14 protein-coding genes are annotated in these 15,183 nt (G+C 66.1%); 8 read left to right on the top strand and 6 right to left on the bottom strand.

What is annotated here, in order from left to right; genetic code table 11:
• From EH199_RS24845 to EH199_RS22395, 4 genes are all read left to right on the top strand, one after another.
• On the top strand, positions 1–255 hold a 255-nt coding region (locus EH199_RS24845), incomplete at its 5' end, for a hypothetical protein (protein WP_223806861.1).
• Between the two features lie 82 nt (positions 256–337).
• Positions 338–2,233: a DUF3604 domain-containing protein gene (locus EH199_RS22405; RefSeq protein WP_124811291.1), complete on the top strand. Its 1,896-nt coding sequence runs from the start codon at positions 338–340 to the stop codon at positions 2,231–2,233.
• 12 nt (positions 2,234–2,245) lie between these two features.
• Positions 2,246–3,079, top strand: coding sequence for a peptidyl-prolyl cis-trans isomerase (locus EH199_RS22400; protein WP_124811290.1), 834 nt, complete (start codon positions 2,246–2,248; stop codon positions 3,077–3,079).
• The gene (locus tag EH199_RS22395; protein WP_223806860.1) at positions 3,076–4,065 is read left to right on the top strand and encodes a HupE/UreJ family protein; all 990 of its coding nucleotides are present in this window, start codon (positions 3,076–3,078) and stop codon (positions 4,063–4,065) included. The genes EH199_RS22400 and EH199_RS22395 overlap by 4 nt, the downstream gene beginning before the upstream one ends.
• A 26-nt stretch (positions 4,066–4,091) precedes the next feature.
• Here the strand turns inward: EH199_RS22395 and EH199_RS22390 are convergent, their stop codons facing one another.
• From EH199_RS22390 to EH199_RS22380, 3 genes are read right to left on the bottom strand one after another with little or no spacing between them, the layout of a single operon-like run.
• On the bottom strand, positions 4,092–5,363 hold the full coding sequence (locus tag EH199_RS22390; protein ID WP_124811289.1) for an alanine racemase: 1,272 nt from the start codon (positions 5,361–5,363) through the stop codon (positions 4,092–4,094).
• Complete coding sequence (locus EH199_RS22385) at positions 5,353–6,762, bottom strand: D-arabinono-1,4-lactone oxidase (protein WP_223806859.1); 1,410 nt, start codon at positions 6,760–6,762, stop codon at positions 5,353–5,355. The genes EH199_RS22390 and EH199_RS22385 overlap by 11 nt, the downstream gene beginning before the upstream one ends.
• Before the next feature lie 5 nt (positions 6,763–6,767).
• Entirely contained in the window at positions 6,768–7,160 is a 393-nt protein-coding gene (locus EH199_RS22380) for a cytochrome c5 family protein (RefSeq protein WP_223806858.1), read from the bottom strand.
• A 65-nt stretch (positions 7,161–7,225) separates the two neighbouring features.
• On the opposite strand from EH199_RS22380, the gene EH199_RS22375 reads away from it, so the two are divergent.
• The 4 genes from EH199_RS22375 to EH199_RS22360 all read left to right on the top strand — a co-directional run bounded on the left by EH199_RS22375 (position 7,226) and on the right by EH199_RS22360 (position 10,230).
• On the top strand, positions 7,226–7,831 hold the full coding sequence (locus EH199_RS22375) for a TetR/AcrR family transcriptional regulator (protein WP_124811288.1): 606 nt from the start codon (positions 7,226–7,228) through the stop codon (positions 7,829–7,831).
• Between the two features lie 74 nt (positions 7,832–7,905).
• A complete protein-coding gene (locus EH199_RS22370) occupies positions 7,906–9,039 on the top strand; it encodes a cobalamin-independent methionine synthase II family protein (RefSeq protein WP_124811287.1) in 1,134 nt (377 codons plus the stop codon).
• 35 nt (positions 9,040–9,074) lie between these two features.
• A complete protein-coding gene (locus tag EH199_RS22365; RefSeq protein ID WP_124811286.1) occupies positions 9,075–9,470 on the top strand; it encodes a nuclear transport factor 2 family protein in 396 nt (131 codons plus the stop codon).
• Positions 9,471–9,474: 4 nt separating this feature from the next.
• Complete coding sequence (locus tag EH199_RS22360) at positions 9,475–10,230, top strand: IclR family transcriptional regulator (RefSeq protein WP_124811285.1); 756 nt, start codon at positions 9,475–9,477, stop codon at positions 10,228–10,230.
• Here the strand turns inward: EH199_RS22360 and EH199_RS22355 are convergent.
• From EH199_RS22355 to EH199_RS22345, 3 genes are all read right to left on the bottom strand, one after another.
• A complete protein-coding gene (locus EH199_RS22355; RefSeq protein WP_190287393.1) occupies positions 10,217–12,178 on the bottom strand; it encodes a glycosyltransferase family 2 protein in 1,962 nt (653 codons plus the stop codon). The genes EH199_RS22360 and EH199_RS22355 overlap by 14 nt on opposite strands.
• A gap of 256 nt (positions 12,179–12,434) precedes the next feature.
• Positions 12,435–13,277, bottom strand: a complete 843-nt coding sequence (locus EH199_RS22350) for a beta-etherase (protein ID WP_124811283.1) — start codon at positions 13,275–13,277, stop codon at positions 12,435–12,437.
• Positions 13,278–13,417: 140 nt separating this feature from the next.
• Complete coding sequence (locus tag EH199_RS22345) at positions 13,418–14,803, bottom strand: aminomethyltransferase family protein (RefSeq protein WP_124811282.1); 1,386 nt, start codon at positions 14,801–14,803, stop codon at positions 13,418–13,420.
• Positions 14,804–15,183 lie beyond the last annotated feature (380 nt).

The following is a 15,183-nucleotide window of genomic DNA, read 5'->3' as shown; positions in this document are numbered from 1 at the left end:
ATCTCCGCCCGGACCTCGTCCGCCAATGCCCGCAAACGCGGCAACGGCCAGCCCCGAAAATCCGATGGCGATTCTACTCCCTCCAGCAAGGGACGATCTCGTTCTAACGACATCCCTGCGCCTTACATTCCAAAAACCGTGGTGTCATTACTACTCAAGTGGGCCTGCGTGCCTGAACCGGTCCTGCACGAAGCGGGCGTGACAGTTGAAAAGTTTTGGCATAAAAAGTGCCGATTCCTGACGCGGACGTATTGACCATCGATCCGCGTGTGGCATCTTCGGGTTTCAAAAAACGACCCGTGACAGTGGGATCGACGCGGGAAACGGGAGAGAGATCATGCGGCGCAAGGCGATCATCGCGGCACTTTTGCTGGGCAGTGCCTTTTCCTTGTCGGGGTGCGACAAGATCAAGCAGGCGGTTTCCGGCAAGTCCGAAATCAAGGTGGTGGAAACCGAGTTTCCTGAGCGCGTGTTCTGGGGCGACACCCATCTTCACACCGCCAATTCGGTCGATGCCTTCGGCTTCGGCAACCGGTTGGGGCCGGAAGAGGCGCTGCGCTTCGCGCGCGGCGAGGAAGTGACGTCGAGCACCGGACAGAAGGCCAAGCTTGCCCGTCCGCTGGACTTCCTGGTGATCGCCGATCACGCCGAGGGGCTGGGCGCGACCAAGGCGCTGTATGACGCCCCGCGCCTGCTGATCACTGATCCCACGCTGCGCCGCTGGTATGATCTGATGCACCAGGGGCCGAAGGGTTCGTTGCAGGCGACCGGCGAGATGCTTCAGGCGCGGTCGCAGAACAAGTTGCCGGCCGGCCTCAACGATCCCGCCAAGGCCGAGGAGCGCACGCGCAAGATCTGGAACGATCACCTCGATACCGTCGATCGCTACAACGAACCCGGCAAGTTCACCGCCTTCTTCGGCTTCGAATACACGCTGATGCAGGGGGGCAACAACCTGCACCGCAACGTGATCTTCCGCGACAACAAGGATCGCGTCGCCAAGATCATGCCGCTCGATCCCAGCAACGAACTGTGGCCGGACAAGCTGTGGGATTACATGGACGGCTACGAGAAGAGCACCGGGGGCAAGGTGCTGGCGATCCCGCACAACGCCAACCTGTCCAACGGCCTGATGTTCATGATGACCGATCCCAGCGGTGGCCCGATGACGGCGGCGCAGGCCCGCCGCCGTGCCGCGCACGAGCCGGTGGTGGAAATCACCCAGATCAAGGGAGACAGCGAAGCCCATCCGTTCCTTTCGCCGAACGATGAATTCGCGGGTTACGGCACGGCCGGTTGGGACCTCAACAACCTGCTCAATTCGCAACCGACCAAGCCGGGGGATCTGGCGGGCAGCTATGTGCGCGAGGCGTTGAAGCGCGGCCTGATTCTGGAGCAGACGATCGGAGTGAATCCCTACAAGTTCGGCGTTATCGGCTCCACGGATTCGCACAATTCGCTGTCCACGGCGGACGACAACAACTTCTGGGGCAAGCACCCCGGCGTCGAGCCGAGCCCGACGCGCTCGACCGACGGCTTCGTGCCCGGCATCAACAGCGGCCGCATGAACTGGCAATCGCTGGCGAGCGGCTATGCCGCCGTATGGGCGCGCGCCAACACGCGCACCGCGATCTTCGACGCGATCCAGCGCCGCGAGGTCTATGGCACCACCGGGCCGCGCATGACCGTGCGCTTCTTCGGCGGCTGGGACTTCAAGGGAGACGATCTCAGGGGCGACTGGGTCCACGCCGGCTATCGTCGCGGCGTGCCGATGGGCAGCGATCTTTCCGGGCACAAGGGCGCGGGCGCGCCGAGCTTCATCGTTTCCGCGCTGAAAGACCCGGTCGGCGCCAATCTCGATCGCGTCCAGATCGTCAAGGGCTGGGTCGACAAGGGCGGCAAATCGCACGAGAAGGTCTTCGATGTCGTGTGGAGCGATATGGCGAAGCGCAAGCCTGCGGGCGGCAAGGTGCCGGCGGTGGGCGATACCGTGGACCTGACGCGGGCGACCTATGCCAATTCGATCGGCGCGCCTTCGCTGGCCAGCGTGTGGACCGATCCGGAGTTCGATCCGGCGATGCGCGCGTTCTACTATGTGCGCGTGCTGGAAATCCCGACGCCGAACTGGGTCAGCTATGACGCGGTGAAGTATCACCTCACCCTGACGCCGGACATCCCGCGCAAGCAGCAGGAGCGCGCCTATACCTCGGCCATCTGGTACACTCCTTCGTAACGGTGCCCGGACATGACCCTGCGATCCCGCGCGGCTTCCCTGCTGCGCGAACCACTGGTGCATTTCATGCTCGCGGGGGCGCTGGTCTTCGCCCTGCTGTCCGGCCGCGCGCCCGACGCGGGCGAACGGCGCATCGTGGTGAACGCGGAGGTCGTCTCGCGCCTGCTCAACCGCTTTACCGAAAGCTTCCACCGCCAGCCCACGCCGCAGGAAATGGACGGGCTGATCAGCGACTATGTCCACGAACAGGTCTATTACCGCGAGGCGCTGCGGCTGGGGCTGGACAAGGATGACGAGATCGTGGTGCGCCGGATGCGCAACAAGATGATTGCCATTGCCACCAACGACGCCGAAGCGGCGACGCCGTCCGACGCCGATCTGCAGAAGTTGCTCGACAAGGACCCCGGCCGCTATGCGCGCGAACCGAAGGTGACGTTCGCGCAGCTCTATCTGGGGGCGGACAGCCCCGCCGCCCGCGCGGCCGCGCGCGATGCGCTGGTGGCGCTGCGACAGGGCGGGGATGCCACGCGCTTTGCCCAGGCGGCGCCGATCAACCCGCGCTATGAGGCGGCGGACGCGGATTCCATCGGTGCCACGTTCGGCGATGCATTCGCGCTGGCGCTGCGCAAACTGCCGCGTGGCGAATGGACCGGGCCGGTCACCTCGGGCCTTGGCCTGCACCTGGTGCGCGTCGACGCGGTGATCGCGGCCAGGCCGCCGACGGTGGATGAAGCCCGCCAGCAGCTTGCCAACGACTGGCACGAGGCCAACGTGCGCAAGGCGGAGGAAGAGGCCTATCGCAAGATCGTCGACGGCTATGACGTGGTGATCGAGCAGCCCAAGTGAACACGGTGCGTGGCCTTGTCCTGCTCGTGCTCGCGATGCTGTGTGCGATCGGCGCACCGGCGCGCGCCGACGAATTGCGGCCGGGCTATCTGGAACTGACGCAGCAGGACGCGGCGCACTGGAAGCTGGTGTGGAAAGCGCCGATCCTTGGCGGGCTGGCCACGCGGGCACGGCCCGCGCTGCCGGCGTTCTGCGCCATCGCTCCGCGCGAAAGCCGGCTGGACAGCGGCTCGGTGATCTCGACCGGCGACGTTACCTGCCGGGGATCGCTGGAAGGGCAGAAAGTGGGCCTTTCCGGTATGGAGACCACGTTCACCGACGCGCTGCTGCGGGTGGCGCCGCTGGGGCGGCCGGTTCAGGCCGAGCGGCTCACCACCGCGCAGCCGATGGTGGAAGTGGTGGCGAAGCCGGGGCGCTGGCAGGTGGCGCGGACCTATTTCGTGCTGGGGGTCGAACATATCCTGACGGGATACGACCACCTGCTGTTCGTGGTCTCGCTGGTGCTGCTGCTGGGCCATCTGTGGACCGTGGTGCGTGCCGCCACGGCATTCACGGTGGCGCATTCGATTACCCTTGCCGGCACCACGCTGGGGCTGTTCGGGCTGGCGCAGGCGCCGGTGGAAGCGCTGATTGCGCTGTCGATCGTGTTCCTGGCGGTGGAGATCGTGAAACGCCGCGATGGCGCGCCGCGCCTGTCCGAACGCGTGCCGTGGGTGGTGGCCTTCCTGTTCGGACTGCTGCACGGCTTCGGCTTTGCCGGCGCACTGCGCGAGATCGGCTTGCCGGAAACCGATGTGCCGATGGCGCTGCTGACGTTCAATCTGGGCGTGGAGACCGGGCAACTGGTGATCGTGGCGGTCTGCCTCGCCGCGATCGGGCTGTTGCGGCGCTTCACCCCGCAAGCGCTGCGCCCGGCGACGCTTGTCGCGACTTACGCGATCGGCATTACCGCCAGCTACTGGTTCCTCGATCGCCTGGTCGCCTGATCGCCTGATCGCCTGAACGCGCTGCTCTAGGCGCTGATCGGCAGCGTGGGCCATGTCTCCGTGATCGTGTGCCCGTCGAACACGGCGATGTCCCCGAACTGGAGGAACAGCGCTTCGCTTTGGTCCGGGCGCAGGAAGACGTGGTCGTCCGGGCGCAGGTTCGTCCGGGTCGAGCCGAGCAGGAGTTCCTGGTTGGACGACCGCCCGAACAGGCCGGAATAGGACAGGCCCGGCGGCGAAACCGGCTGGGCCAGCCAGTGGCCGCCATGCATGAAGAAGCCGCGCTGGCTGTTGCGATCGAACCAGTGCATCAGGCCGGACAGCGGCTCCACGCCCGGCAGGCGCATGTCTTCCACCGCCTTGATGACGGGAGAGGCGATGAAAGCCGCCGGTGCCAGATCGGCGAGATCGGAATAGTCGAACGTGCCCGGCTTGACGAAGGCGGACCCGACCGAAACCTCGTTGGCCACGGTGCCCTTGCAATGGCGGCGGAACGTGGGGCTTCCCGCTCCGTTCAGCGTCAGCGGCGCTGCATTGCCGACGACGTGGCGCACGGCGTCAATGGCGGCGCGGTAGGCGGCCTGCGAGGCGGCATAGGCGCGATCGGGAAGCGGCATCTTGGGAACATGGGGGTCGTAACCCATCAGCCCGGCGATGCGCACGCTGTTGTCGCGCGCGAAGGCGAGCGCGGGGGCTAGGGCCGTGGCGTCGGGAAATCCGCCCCGGTGCAGGCCGACATCGAGTTCGAAGCTCGCCTGCAACGGGACGCCATGCGCTTTGGCGATCGCGGCGTATTCGGAAAGCCGCTGCGGCGTGTCGATCAGCCATTGCGGGCGGGCGGCGGCCTGCGGCCCGGCCTTGTCGATCACGCGGGCGAATTCGGCGGCGGGCAGGGGCTTGCCCATCAGCATGTCGGCATCGGCGTAAAGGGGTAGCAATTGCAGCAGCATCTCGGCGCTGAACACCATCATCCGCCGGCTGCCCATGCCGTTCAGCACGTGTTCGATGAGGCGGGGGGCGGGCAGCGACTTGACTACCACGCGCAGCGGCAGTTTCGCACTATCGACCGAGGCGCGGATGGCTCGTACGTTCGCGTCCAGCCGCTGCCGGTCGATCACCAGCACGGGATGCATCAGCCCGGCGCGGCGCAGCGCGGCGGCCAGCGCGGCAAAATAGGCATCGTGTCCGCCGCCGGTCTCCGCCGGGCGCAGGGCAAGGACGCCGAGCCCGGCGACGGCGATGGCACCGCCGCCCGCCAGCACGGCGCGGCGCGAGGATGTCTTGCGTTCAGGCGGCATCGAAGATCCTGTGCAGGAAGGGGTTGAGCATTCGGTCCTGCGGATCGAGCCGGCGGCGTACCGCGTCGGCTTGCGCGAACATCGGATAGAGCGGCTGGAGTTCCTGGCGCGACAGCGAATGGAGCTTGCCCCAGTGCGGTCGCCCGCCCGCCTCGCGCAGCACCGGTTCGATCAGGTCGAACATGAACTGGTGGCTGTCCTTGTAATAGGCGTGGACCGCGATCGAGCCGCTTTCGCGCTGGTAGAACGGGGAGAGCCAGGCGTCGTCCGGCGCGATGATACGCGCCTCGATCGGCACGAACACGTCGTGCGCCTGGCTTTCGATGCGCAGGACCACTTCGCGCAGGGCCTCCACCTGCCGTTCGATGGGAACGTGGTATTCCATTTCCTTGAAGCGCACGGGGCGTTCGTTCGACAGGAGCTTCCAGCCCTGGTCGATAGCCACTTCGGGCGGTTCGTCGTTCAGGAAATGCGCGGCGACACGCTTGCGCACGCCGGGCGTGAATTCGAACACGTCGCGCAGCAGCTTCAGCTGCATCAGCACGTCGGTATCGCGATCGGGGCCGCGCGGGCGGACCGGCTCGGTCGTGACATCGTGCGTGATCAGCGCGGCCTTGCCGGTGAAGGGAAGGATCAGGAATTCGGCATTGCGATGGCGCGTGGCGAGCGCGGGCCACTGGCCGAGCAGTTCCTCGGTATCGACGATCCGCACTTCCTTGCGCACGCGCGTCAGCGGTTGGTTGCGCAGGGTCACTTCGGTCAGCACGCCGAACGCGCCGAGGCCCACGCGCGCGGCGTGGAACACCTCGGGTTCGTGATCGGGCGCGGCTTCGATCACCGTGCCATCGGGGGTGACCAGCCGCAGCGCGGTAACGCCGCCGTGAATCGCGGTCAGCCCCTTGCCGGTACCATGCGTGCCGGTGGCGAGCGCGCCGGCCAGCGATTGCTTGTTGATGTCCGGCAGGTTGGGCATCTCCTGCCCGATCGCGGCCAGCGCGGGGCCGAGCGCGGCCAGCCGCGTTCCCGCCAGGACGCGGGCCGAATGCGTGGCGGCGTCATGCCCGGCCAGCCCGGCCATGCGGTCGAGCGAGAGCATCGTGCCCGACGTGGGCACCAGCGCGGTGAAGCTGTGCCCGGCGCCGACCGGCCGGATCGGGGCGGGGGCGGCGGGCAGAGCCTGCGCCAGTTCGGCTTCGCTGGCGGGGGCGAGGCGGCGCTCCGGATAGGCATGTTCCAGGCCGCACCAGTTGGTCCAGAGCACGCGGCCCGATCCGTCGAGCGCGGGCGGGGGGACCGGTTCGCGATCGAGCCAGGCGCGCCGGGCGGTCAGGCCGCCCGCCGTGGCTCCCAGTACGCCCACAGTCCCCAGAATGGCTTTCCTGCGCGTGAGCAATGCCATGGTTCCTATTCCTTTTCGCGGCCGGCCATGAACCGGATCAGCGCCTTGAGATCGTCGGGCGTGCAGGCAAGGCACTGGCCACCGGCGGGCATCGCGCCCTTGCCCTGGATGGCGCTGGCAAGCAGCGCGTCCGGCCCCTTGCTCCAGCGGGCATCCCACAGGGTGCGGTCGCCGGTGAGCGGAGCGGTGGAGGCGCGGACGGTGTGGCAGGCCTTGCACGATGCGCCATAGAGTTCGGCGAGATGCGGATCGGCCGGCGTCAACGCGGCGCTTTGCGCCTCGGTCAGCGGCTTTGCCGGCGGTGCGGAATGGCCGCAGCCAGCCAGAGCAAGCAGGGCCGGCGCCAGCAATGCCGCCGCGAACATGCCCTGAGCCGGATGCTGTCCGAGTCGCACCATGATGTCCCTTCCCAACGGGCGCGAAATCTAGTTATAGCTATATTTCTGTCAAGGAGCATCGGAACGTGACCGAAGAAGGCGAAATCCCCTTTGCGATGTCGGGGCGAAAACCGGTGCAAAAGCGGGCGCAAGCCACGTGGAACCGCCTGCTCGATGCCGCTGGAAGTCTGCTGGAAGAAGTGGGGGTGGAGCGCATTTCCACCAACCTGGTGGCGGCGCGCGCCGGGGTCAGTCCGCCGACGCTCTACCATTACTTCCCGGACAAGTACGCGCTGTTGGCGGCCTTGGGGGAGCGGCTGATGGTGGCGCAGAATGCGCTGGTGGTGCTGGACCCGGAACAGGACGAAGCGGCCATCGCCGCCGTGCTGGAGGCGCATGTCACCCTGACCCGCGCCACGCCGGGCGGGGCGTGGATCATGCGGATGCTGCGGGCGGTGCCGCAACTCGCGCCGATCCGCATCGCCTCGCACCGTGCCGTGGCGCGCGCGCTGGCGGAGCGCGTGCTCGCGCTCGACCCCCGGCAGGACCCGCAGTCTACCGAGGCGCGGGCGCGGCTTTGCGTGGATCTGGGATATGCCGCGATCGAACTGATCTTCGACGAACCCGATCTGCCGGAGGCTCCGGCGCTGGCCGATGCCGCGCGCGCGATCCGGGCGGTGATCGCGCCGTAGGCCGCTTGCGTCGCGTCTGTTCCTTGCTATGAAGTTTTCACGAATATGAACTGATCGAACACTGGGAGAGCCGCATGGCCAAGATCAAGACCACGCACGTCGGAAGCCTGCCGCGCGGCGATGAACTGACGCCGCTGCTGCTGGCGCGCGATGGCGGCCAGCCTTACGACGCGGCCGAGTTCGATGCCAAGGTTTCGGCCGCGGTCGATGCAGCGGTGCAGGCGCAGGTCGAAGCGGGCGTGTCCGTGGTCAGCGATGGCGAACTGGGGAAGGTCGGCTATTCGACCTACATGATTGAGCGGCTGTCCGGCTTTGGCGGCCATATCGATCGTAAGCCCGCGGCGGACCTCGCCGAAGTGCCGAACCTTGCGAGAAAGCTGTCGGCGATCATGGGCAGCCAGGAATTCGTGCGGGCTTCGTGCATCGGACCGGTGAAGCTGGTCACGCTCGATCCGCTGCACGAGGATATCCGCCGCTTCAAGGCGGCGCTGGCCAAGCATGGCGCACCCGATACCGAAGCCTTCATGAACGCCGCCTCGCCGGGGCTGATCACCGCGTTCCAGGTTAACCGCCACTATCCGAGCCACGAGGCCTATCTGGCCGACCTGGCGGACGCGATGCGCGAGGAATACGAGACGATCGTGCGCGAAGGGTTCTACCTTCAGCTCGACTGCCCGGACCTCGCGATGTCGCGCCACACCGGCTACCAGGACATGGCGGAGGAGGACTTCCTCAAGGTTGCGGCGGCGAACGTCGAGGCGCTGAATGCCGCCACGGCCAATATCCCGCCCGAAAAGATGCGGATGCACGTGTGCTGGGGCAACTACGAAGGCCCGCACGATCACGACATCGCGCTGGAGAAGGTCATCGACATCGTGCTGAAGGCGCGCCCCGCCACGGTGCTGTTCGAGGCCGCCAACCCGCGCCACGAACACGAATGGAAGGTGTGGAAGGACGCGCGGCTGCCCGACTGGAAGGTGCTGGCGCCCGGCCTGATCGACACCTGCTCCAACTATATCGAGCATCCCGAGCTGATCGCCCAGCGGATCGAACGCTTTGCCGAATTCGTCGGCCCGGAACGCGTTGTCGCCAGCACCGATTGCGGCTTCGGCACGTTTGCCGGTTATGGCAAGATCGATCCGATCGTGACATGGCGCAAGCTTCGGTCGCTGCGCGAAGGTGCGGATATCGCGGCGGCCCGTATGTGAGCCGGCCGTCTCTGACGGCGAACAGGGAGCAAGGTATGAACCCCGATGATCGCCGGGCCGTCGAGCACGATTGCGCCCGCCTGATCGCGCTTTACGCCAACCTCAACGACGAGGCGCGCTGGGACGAGGTGGCCGCGCTCTATGCCGAGGATGGCGTGATGTTCCGCCCGACCGCGCCGGACCAGCCGGTCGTGGGGCGCGAGGCGATCCTCGCCGCGTTCAAGGCCCGCCCGCCGCGCACCACGCGGCACGTCTGCTCCAACGTGGTGATCGATGTCGAAGGACCGGCTACCGCGCGGGGCACCTCGGCGATGCTGCTGTTTACGGGGGATGGGCCGCCACTGGTCGGTTCGTTTCATGATCGCTTTTGCCTGACCGCCGCCGGATGGCGTTTCGCCGAGCGGCGCGGATCGCTGACGTTCAAGGGGTAAGGAGATGAGCGCCAGCCAGGCGGGCGCTGCCGCCCCGGTCAAGTCCGCGATGCGCACGCTCGATGTGATCGAGTTCGTCGTGGCGCATCCGCAGGGCGTGATCGCGCAGGAGATCGCGGCGGCGCTGGGGATTCCCGTCAGCAGCCTGTCCTATCTGCTGGCGACGCTGGCCGAGCGGGAATACCTGGCCCGGCAAGGGCGGCGCTACCTGCCGGGGCCGGGGCTGGAGCGGTTGCGTGCGCCCGTGTCTTCGCTCTCGCTGGAGGAGCGCGTGGCACCGCTGGTGCGCGCCTTGCGCAGCGAGTTGAACGAGACCTCGTCGTTCATGATCCGCGCCGGCTGGGATGCCGAGGCGCTGGTGACCGAAGCCAGCGATCAGGCGCTGCGCTATGCGATCGATCCCGGCACGCGCAAGCCGCTGCACGGGCTGGCCGGCGGGCTGGTCCTGCTGGCGGGAATGTCCGAGGCGGAACTGGCGGACTATTTCGCCCGAAGCGCACGGGAACAACTGACGCCGAAAACACGCGTTGCGGAGGCCGATCTGCGCGCCGATATCGCGGAGATCCGGCAAAACGGCTTCTGCACCGCGCGCGAGCGGGCCACGCTTGGTATTTGCGGGGTGGCTGTGCCGGTCAGGCTGGGCGACCGGCAGATCGGCGTGTTCAGCGTGGCGGTGCCCGCGGTCCGGTTCGACCCCGCGCTGGAACAGCGGATCAGGATCCTGCTCCAGCGCAGCGCGGACGCGATCAGGGAAGCGTAGTCGGAACGGGCGCGGAAACCGGTCCGATGTGCAGGCTTCCGGCCGGTTTGTGGGTCGTTTGCTTGTGATTGGCGCGCGAAGCCTGCCGGGCGTGCCGCTGCGCCAGCCATGACATGACCGGGGCGCACAGGAACGCGGCGGACAGGCTGGCAAGCTGCAGCGCCAGCAGCCATTCGGTTTCGCTTCCCCAACCAGTGTCGATCGCCAGGATCGTTACCGTCAGCGCGAGGAACAGCGCGCCCAGCACGGATTCCGCCGCCGTATCGGCGAAGGGCGAACGGCGCGACGCGGACACGGCGAACTTTGGCGTGCGGCGCCAGGCCAGCGGGCGGCGGGAAAGCCCGGCGACGCCGCCGAGCAGCACGATCCACGTGAGCGAGGCGCGGGCGATTTCGCCCAGCACCATGTCGCGCGGTTCATGGCAGCCGGACAGGCGATAGCGGTGCGCCGTGCGCGCGCACCAGGTCATCCCGCCAAGGATCATCAGCGCCCACACCACGTTGGGGATGTCCACGGGATCGCCGGCGCGGGCTGATTGGGCAAGGCCCATGAAAACCGTGCCCGCCAGCATCAGGACGAGCGCTCCCACGCGCTGCAGCGGGGCGACGCAGCGCAATACTTCAAGAAGCTTCGACCAGCCCGGCAGCGCTCCGGCGATGGGGTGCGGCAGGAACAGCCGCCAGTGGCGGCGCAACTGCTGCACGGGGCCGGCGGTCCAGCGGAACCGCTGCTTGCGGTAATCGTCGAAGGTTTCGGGGATCAGTCCCCGTCCGAACGTTTCGTTGAAGTAAAGCCCGTGCCAGCCGGTGGCCCGCATCCGGACCGAAACTTCGGAATCCTCGGTAAGGCACCATTCGGCCCACCCGCCGGCATCCCTGAGCGCCTGCGCGCGCAGCAGGCACATCGTGCCGATGGTGAATGCGCCGCCGTATTCGCTGATTCCACGCCAGTCGACCTTGTTCACCGGCATGTATTCCCAATGGCAGGCGGTCAGCCACGGGCTGCCCGCGTACCCGCGATAATCGTGGGGAGTCTGGATATAGCCCAGATTGGCATCGTCGAAATGCGGCACCAGCCGCGACAGAAAATCGCGTGTAGCGTGATAATCGGCATCGATCACGCCAACGATCTCGGTATCGCGCGCCATGACGTCGAGGCAGAAGTTGAGCGCGCCGGCTTTCGCACCTTCCAGGGGGGCGACGTGGAAGAAGCGGAACACGGTGCGGCCGAGCTGCCGATTGAGCGCAGTGCAATGGGCTTCCAGCGGACGCCACAGGGCTTCGTCCGGCGTGTTGTTGTCACAGACCAGCACTTCGAAATTGGCATAGGCAAGCGCCGCCAGGCGATCCATCGTCCCCATCACGACCGCGGGCGGTTCGGAATAGCAGGGCAGATGGAGCGAGACCTTCGGTTCACGCGCCGCCTTTGCCGATGCGCTGCCAGGCGATACGGGCCGCCGCCAGCGTTCATGCGTAATGGCGGCGTCACGCGCGACGCTGCCAGCCATTGCGGCCAGGGCAACGACCGTGCCCAGCGCCAGCCCGATCAGGGCGGGTATGCGGAACCAGCCGGGAAAATCGCTTTCGCCGATGAACAGCGCGCTCCAGCCGGTCGCAACGGTCATCGCGAGAATTTGCGCGGCATGCCAGGCGATACCGGCGTTGTTCAGGCGGGCCACCCGTATCCGCAAAACCATGCACAGGCCCGCGAAGACGAAGGTTGCGAGCAACAGCGGCGTGGCTGACAAAGAGGGGGCAGGGCCAGCCAGGAGTACGGTGGCCGTCAGCGCGGCTGCCGCAAGCGCGCAGAGTTCGCACAGGTCGCGCAACCGGGACGGCGCCAGCCGCACCGGCTCCCTGTATCGCGCCAGCGCAACAAGCGCGGAAAGGCAGGCGGAGATCGCCGCGAACAGCAGCGGCGCATCAAGCGAAGCACGAGAGAACGTCAACAACTGCGACCCCAGATTTCGTTCGGAATCAGGCAAATGCCATATCCGCCGGACCTGTCTCCGCACGGGCGGGACCGATCGAACGAAATCGCGAAAGCAGCAAAGGTTTCTCTTTGACAGTCCCGGGTGCGACGGGGCGTGCAATTCTTGCCACGCAATGCAACAGGTTACGGCCAGAGTGAGTGCCTTGCCCGTCGATCGCCACAACGGAGGGCATGGTTCGCGCCCTCCGGGTGGTGTGATCGTGCTCGATGCCTCAGGCTGCAGCCATGCCTTCGGTGATTCGCTGCGTTTCGGCTCGGGTCGATTCCGGCCCGGTGTTGCGCTTATAGATGCCGCCTTGCCCAGCCTGGCGGTTGAACAGGTCGGGATCACCATCGCGCTGCTTCAGGCCGAACAGCGGGAACAGGCCGGGGTGGCGGCCCAGTCCGCCGTACAGGTCGAGGCAGCGCTCGATCCAGTCGCGCAGCGGATCGTCTTCGGCCAATACCGGGGTCTGGCATACTGACGCGGTGAACAGGATACCGCCCATGATGCGGAAATCGGCATAGTTAGGGGTGGAGCCGCCGAGCCATGGGTGCTGCGCAAGAGCGGCGCGCAAGGGCTCCAGCGCGGCGGAGATTTTGGGCAGCCGCTCCTCGCGCCCGGCCTGTACCTCTTCCAGCTTGCGGCCCAGCATCTTCTCGCGCGAATGCGTGACGTAGGCATGGTCCTGCGGCAGCGAAAGGTTGCGATAATCGGCGCAGAAGCAGAACATCCATGGCCCGACCGCGGCGTTCCAGAACCAGTGATCGAGCGCCTTGAGCGTTGCCGCCACGCTTTCGTGCGGGATCAGGGCGGGGCGGTCGGGGTACTTGGCGTCAAGGTATTCGACGATGCCCCAGCTATCGAGCACCCATTCCCCATCATCGACGATCGCCGGCAGGCGCTCCGTCTTGCCGCCGGTGCGTTCGAGAATGCCGGTGAAGCCGCCGGGCACGACGTCCAGTTCGAAGCCCTTGTGCTTGACCGCATACTTGGTCGCCCAGACGAACGGGCTGATCGTGGCGCCGGTCGAAAGGGCAAGATCGTAGAAGGTGATGGTGTTGTTCGCGGCCATGCCGGTTGCTCTCCTGGGCGTCTTCTTTTCTGCGAACGATCATGCCATGAATTGTTAGGTTTACAAACTAAATTCGGGCAAAGAAAGAGCGCCGGCCCCGTCGGGAGGGGCCGGCGCTCACGCTTCGGGCTTGCGCGGAATTACTTCCGGGTGCGCCAGCCTTCGGCATAGCTGTCACGGGCGACTTCCGAGTACGGCACCGAGGCGACGACCGCCTTGATCTCGGTCTGGACGTGGGGTTCGACGGTCGGCTTGGTGGTGCCGCCATCGGGTTCGCCCCACAGCAGCGATACTTCGGTGCCGGGGGTTTCGAAGCCGGGTTCCATCATGGCCAGTGTCAGGAACTTGCCCTCGTTGGCGCTGTAGCCGATCCACGTCGAGATACCGGCCGTCTTGCCGTCCTTCAGCACCAGGTCGAACGGGTGCATGGCGTAGACCGAGCTTGGGTATTCCATGAACTTGGCCCGTTCGCCCTTGCTCAGGGCAGAGGACTGCACGCGCATCACGTCCTCGTTGTCGAGCGCCAGCGTCACCTTGGTGCGCTTGGGGCCGGCTGCCATCTTCTCGAGCGCGGCGCGGCCGATGAATTCGTGGTCGAACTTCACGAACGGGCCGTACCCGAGATCCCAGGGGTTGGTGTAATAGCCTTCGATGCTGTCGGGCACATAGCTGCCGCCGACCGAGCACTTGCCTTCGTAGGAATTGGCGGAGAGCCATTCGCGATAGGGCTTCAGCGCCTCGCCCGTGTAGATCGCTGGAAGCGGGGAGGGGATCCAGCCCGATTCCAGCGTGTTCGACGAATAGGCACGGCCACCGACCAGCGCCATGCCGAATTCCTTGCCTGCTTCAACCAGCGCGCCGTGGACCGCGGCATAGTCTTCCCAGCGGCCGAACAGTTCGAATCCCGGCTGTCCCGCCATGCCGTGGCGCAGGGCCCGCACGTCCCTGCCGCCGATCGTCATGCGGGTCATGTGGAAGAACTTCAGTTCGGGGGCCGGCTTGCCCGTGGCTTTCTCGATGATCTTCATCGCGTTGGGGCCCTGGATCTGGAAGCGGTACGAATTGCGCTTGCCGTCGGTGCGCATCGCCCAGCGTTCGTCACGCTCTACGGTCACATTCCAGTTGCCGCTCGCGGCGTGATATTCGACCCACTCGATCGACGGCGCGCGGCCGACAAGGTTGAATTCGTTCTCGTCGAGATAGAACAGGATCACGTCGCCGATGACGTAGCCATCGGGCGTGCAGGGCACGAACTGCTTGGCGCGATCGGGCTGGAAGCCCTTGAAGGTGTTGATCGCCAGATATTCCAGCATCTTGAACGCATCGGGGCCGCGCACCGCCAGATCGACCATGTGATACGACTGGTTGTAGAGCACGGCCGTGTGGCCCCAGGCCCATTGTTCCGCGCGCCAGTTGGAATATTCGGCGGGCACGCCGGGATAGACGTTCGGGCCGACCTGCTGGTTGCGCAGGAAGCCGACGACATCGGCCTGGCCCTGCAACAGCTGTTCAAGATTTTGCGACATTGATTGGGACTCTCCCGTGCGAGGTGGTTTGGCGTGAACGCCTCATGCCTCAATTTCGCTGATATGAAAAGTTCGCAATCATGAATTTCAGTAAAATGTGAGCGGCGCGTCCGATTGCTCCGCCGGGCGGATTGTGTGGGCGCGCGTGTCAGGGGCGTGCGCACGGCAGGGAGCTTGGCCCGGATCGTTGCGGCGAGCGAATCCGAGTCTCGTTCGACGATTCGCCGCTCTTGATCTTACCTAAACGATTGTATTTATGCGATTATATTGGGCTTATGTGGGGTGGGGTGTTTGGTGTCGGTGGGGGGCGTGGTTGGTGGTGGCGTGTTGGAGTGGATGTTTGGTGTGTTGTTGGTGGTTGTGTTTGTGTCGGGAATTTG

The organism is Novosphingobium sp. LASN5T, from assembly GCF_003856955.1.
In the GTDB taxonomy this organism is placed as follows: Bacteria; Pseudomonadota; Alphaproteobacteria; order Sphingomonadales; family Sphingomonadaceae; genus Novosphingobium.
The sequence above is the reverse complement of the archived record's forward strand: the minus strand, read 5'-3'. Positions and strand labels throughout refer to the sequence as shown.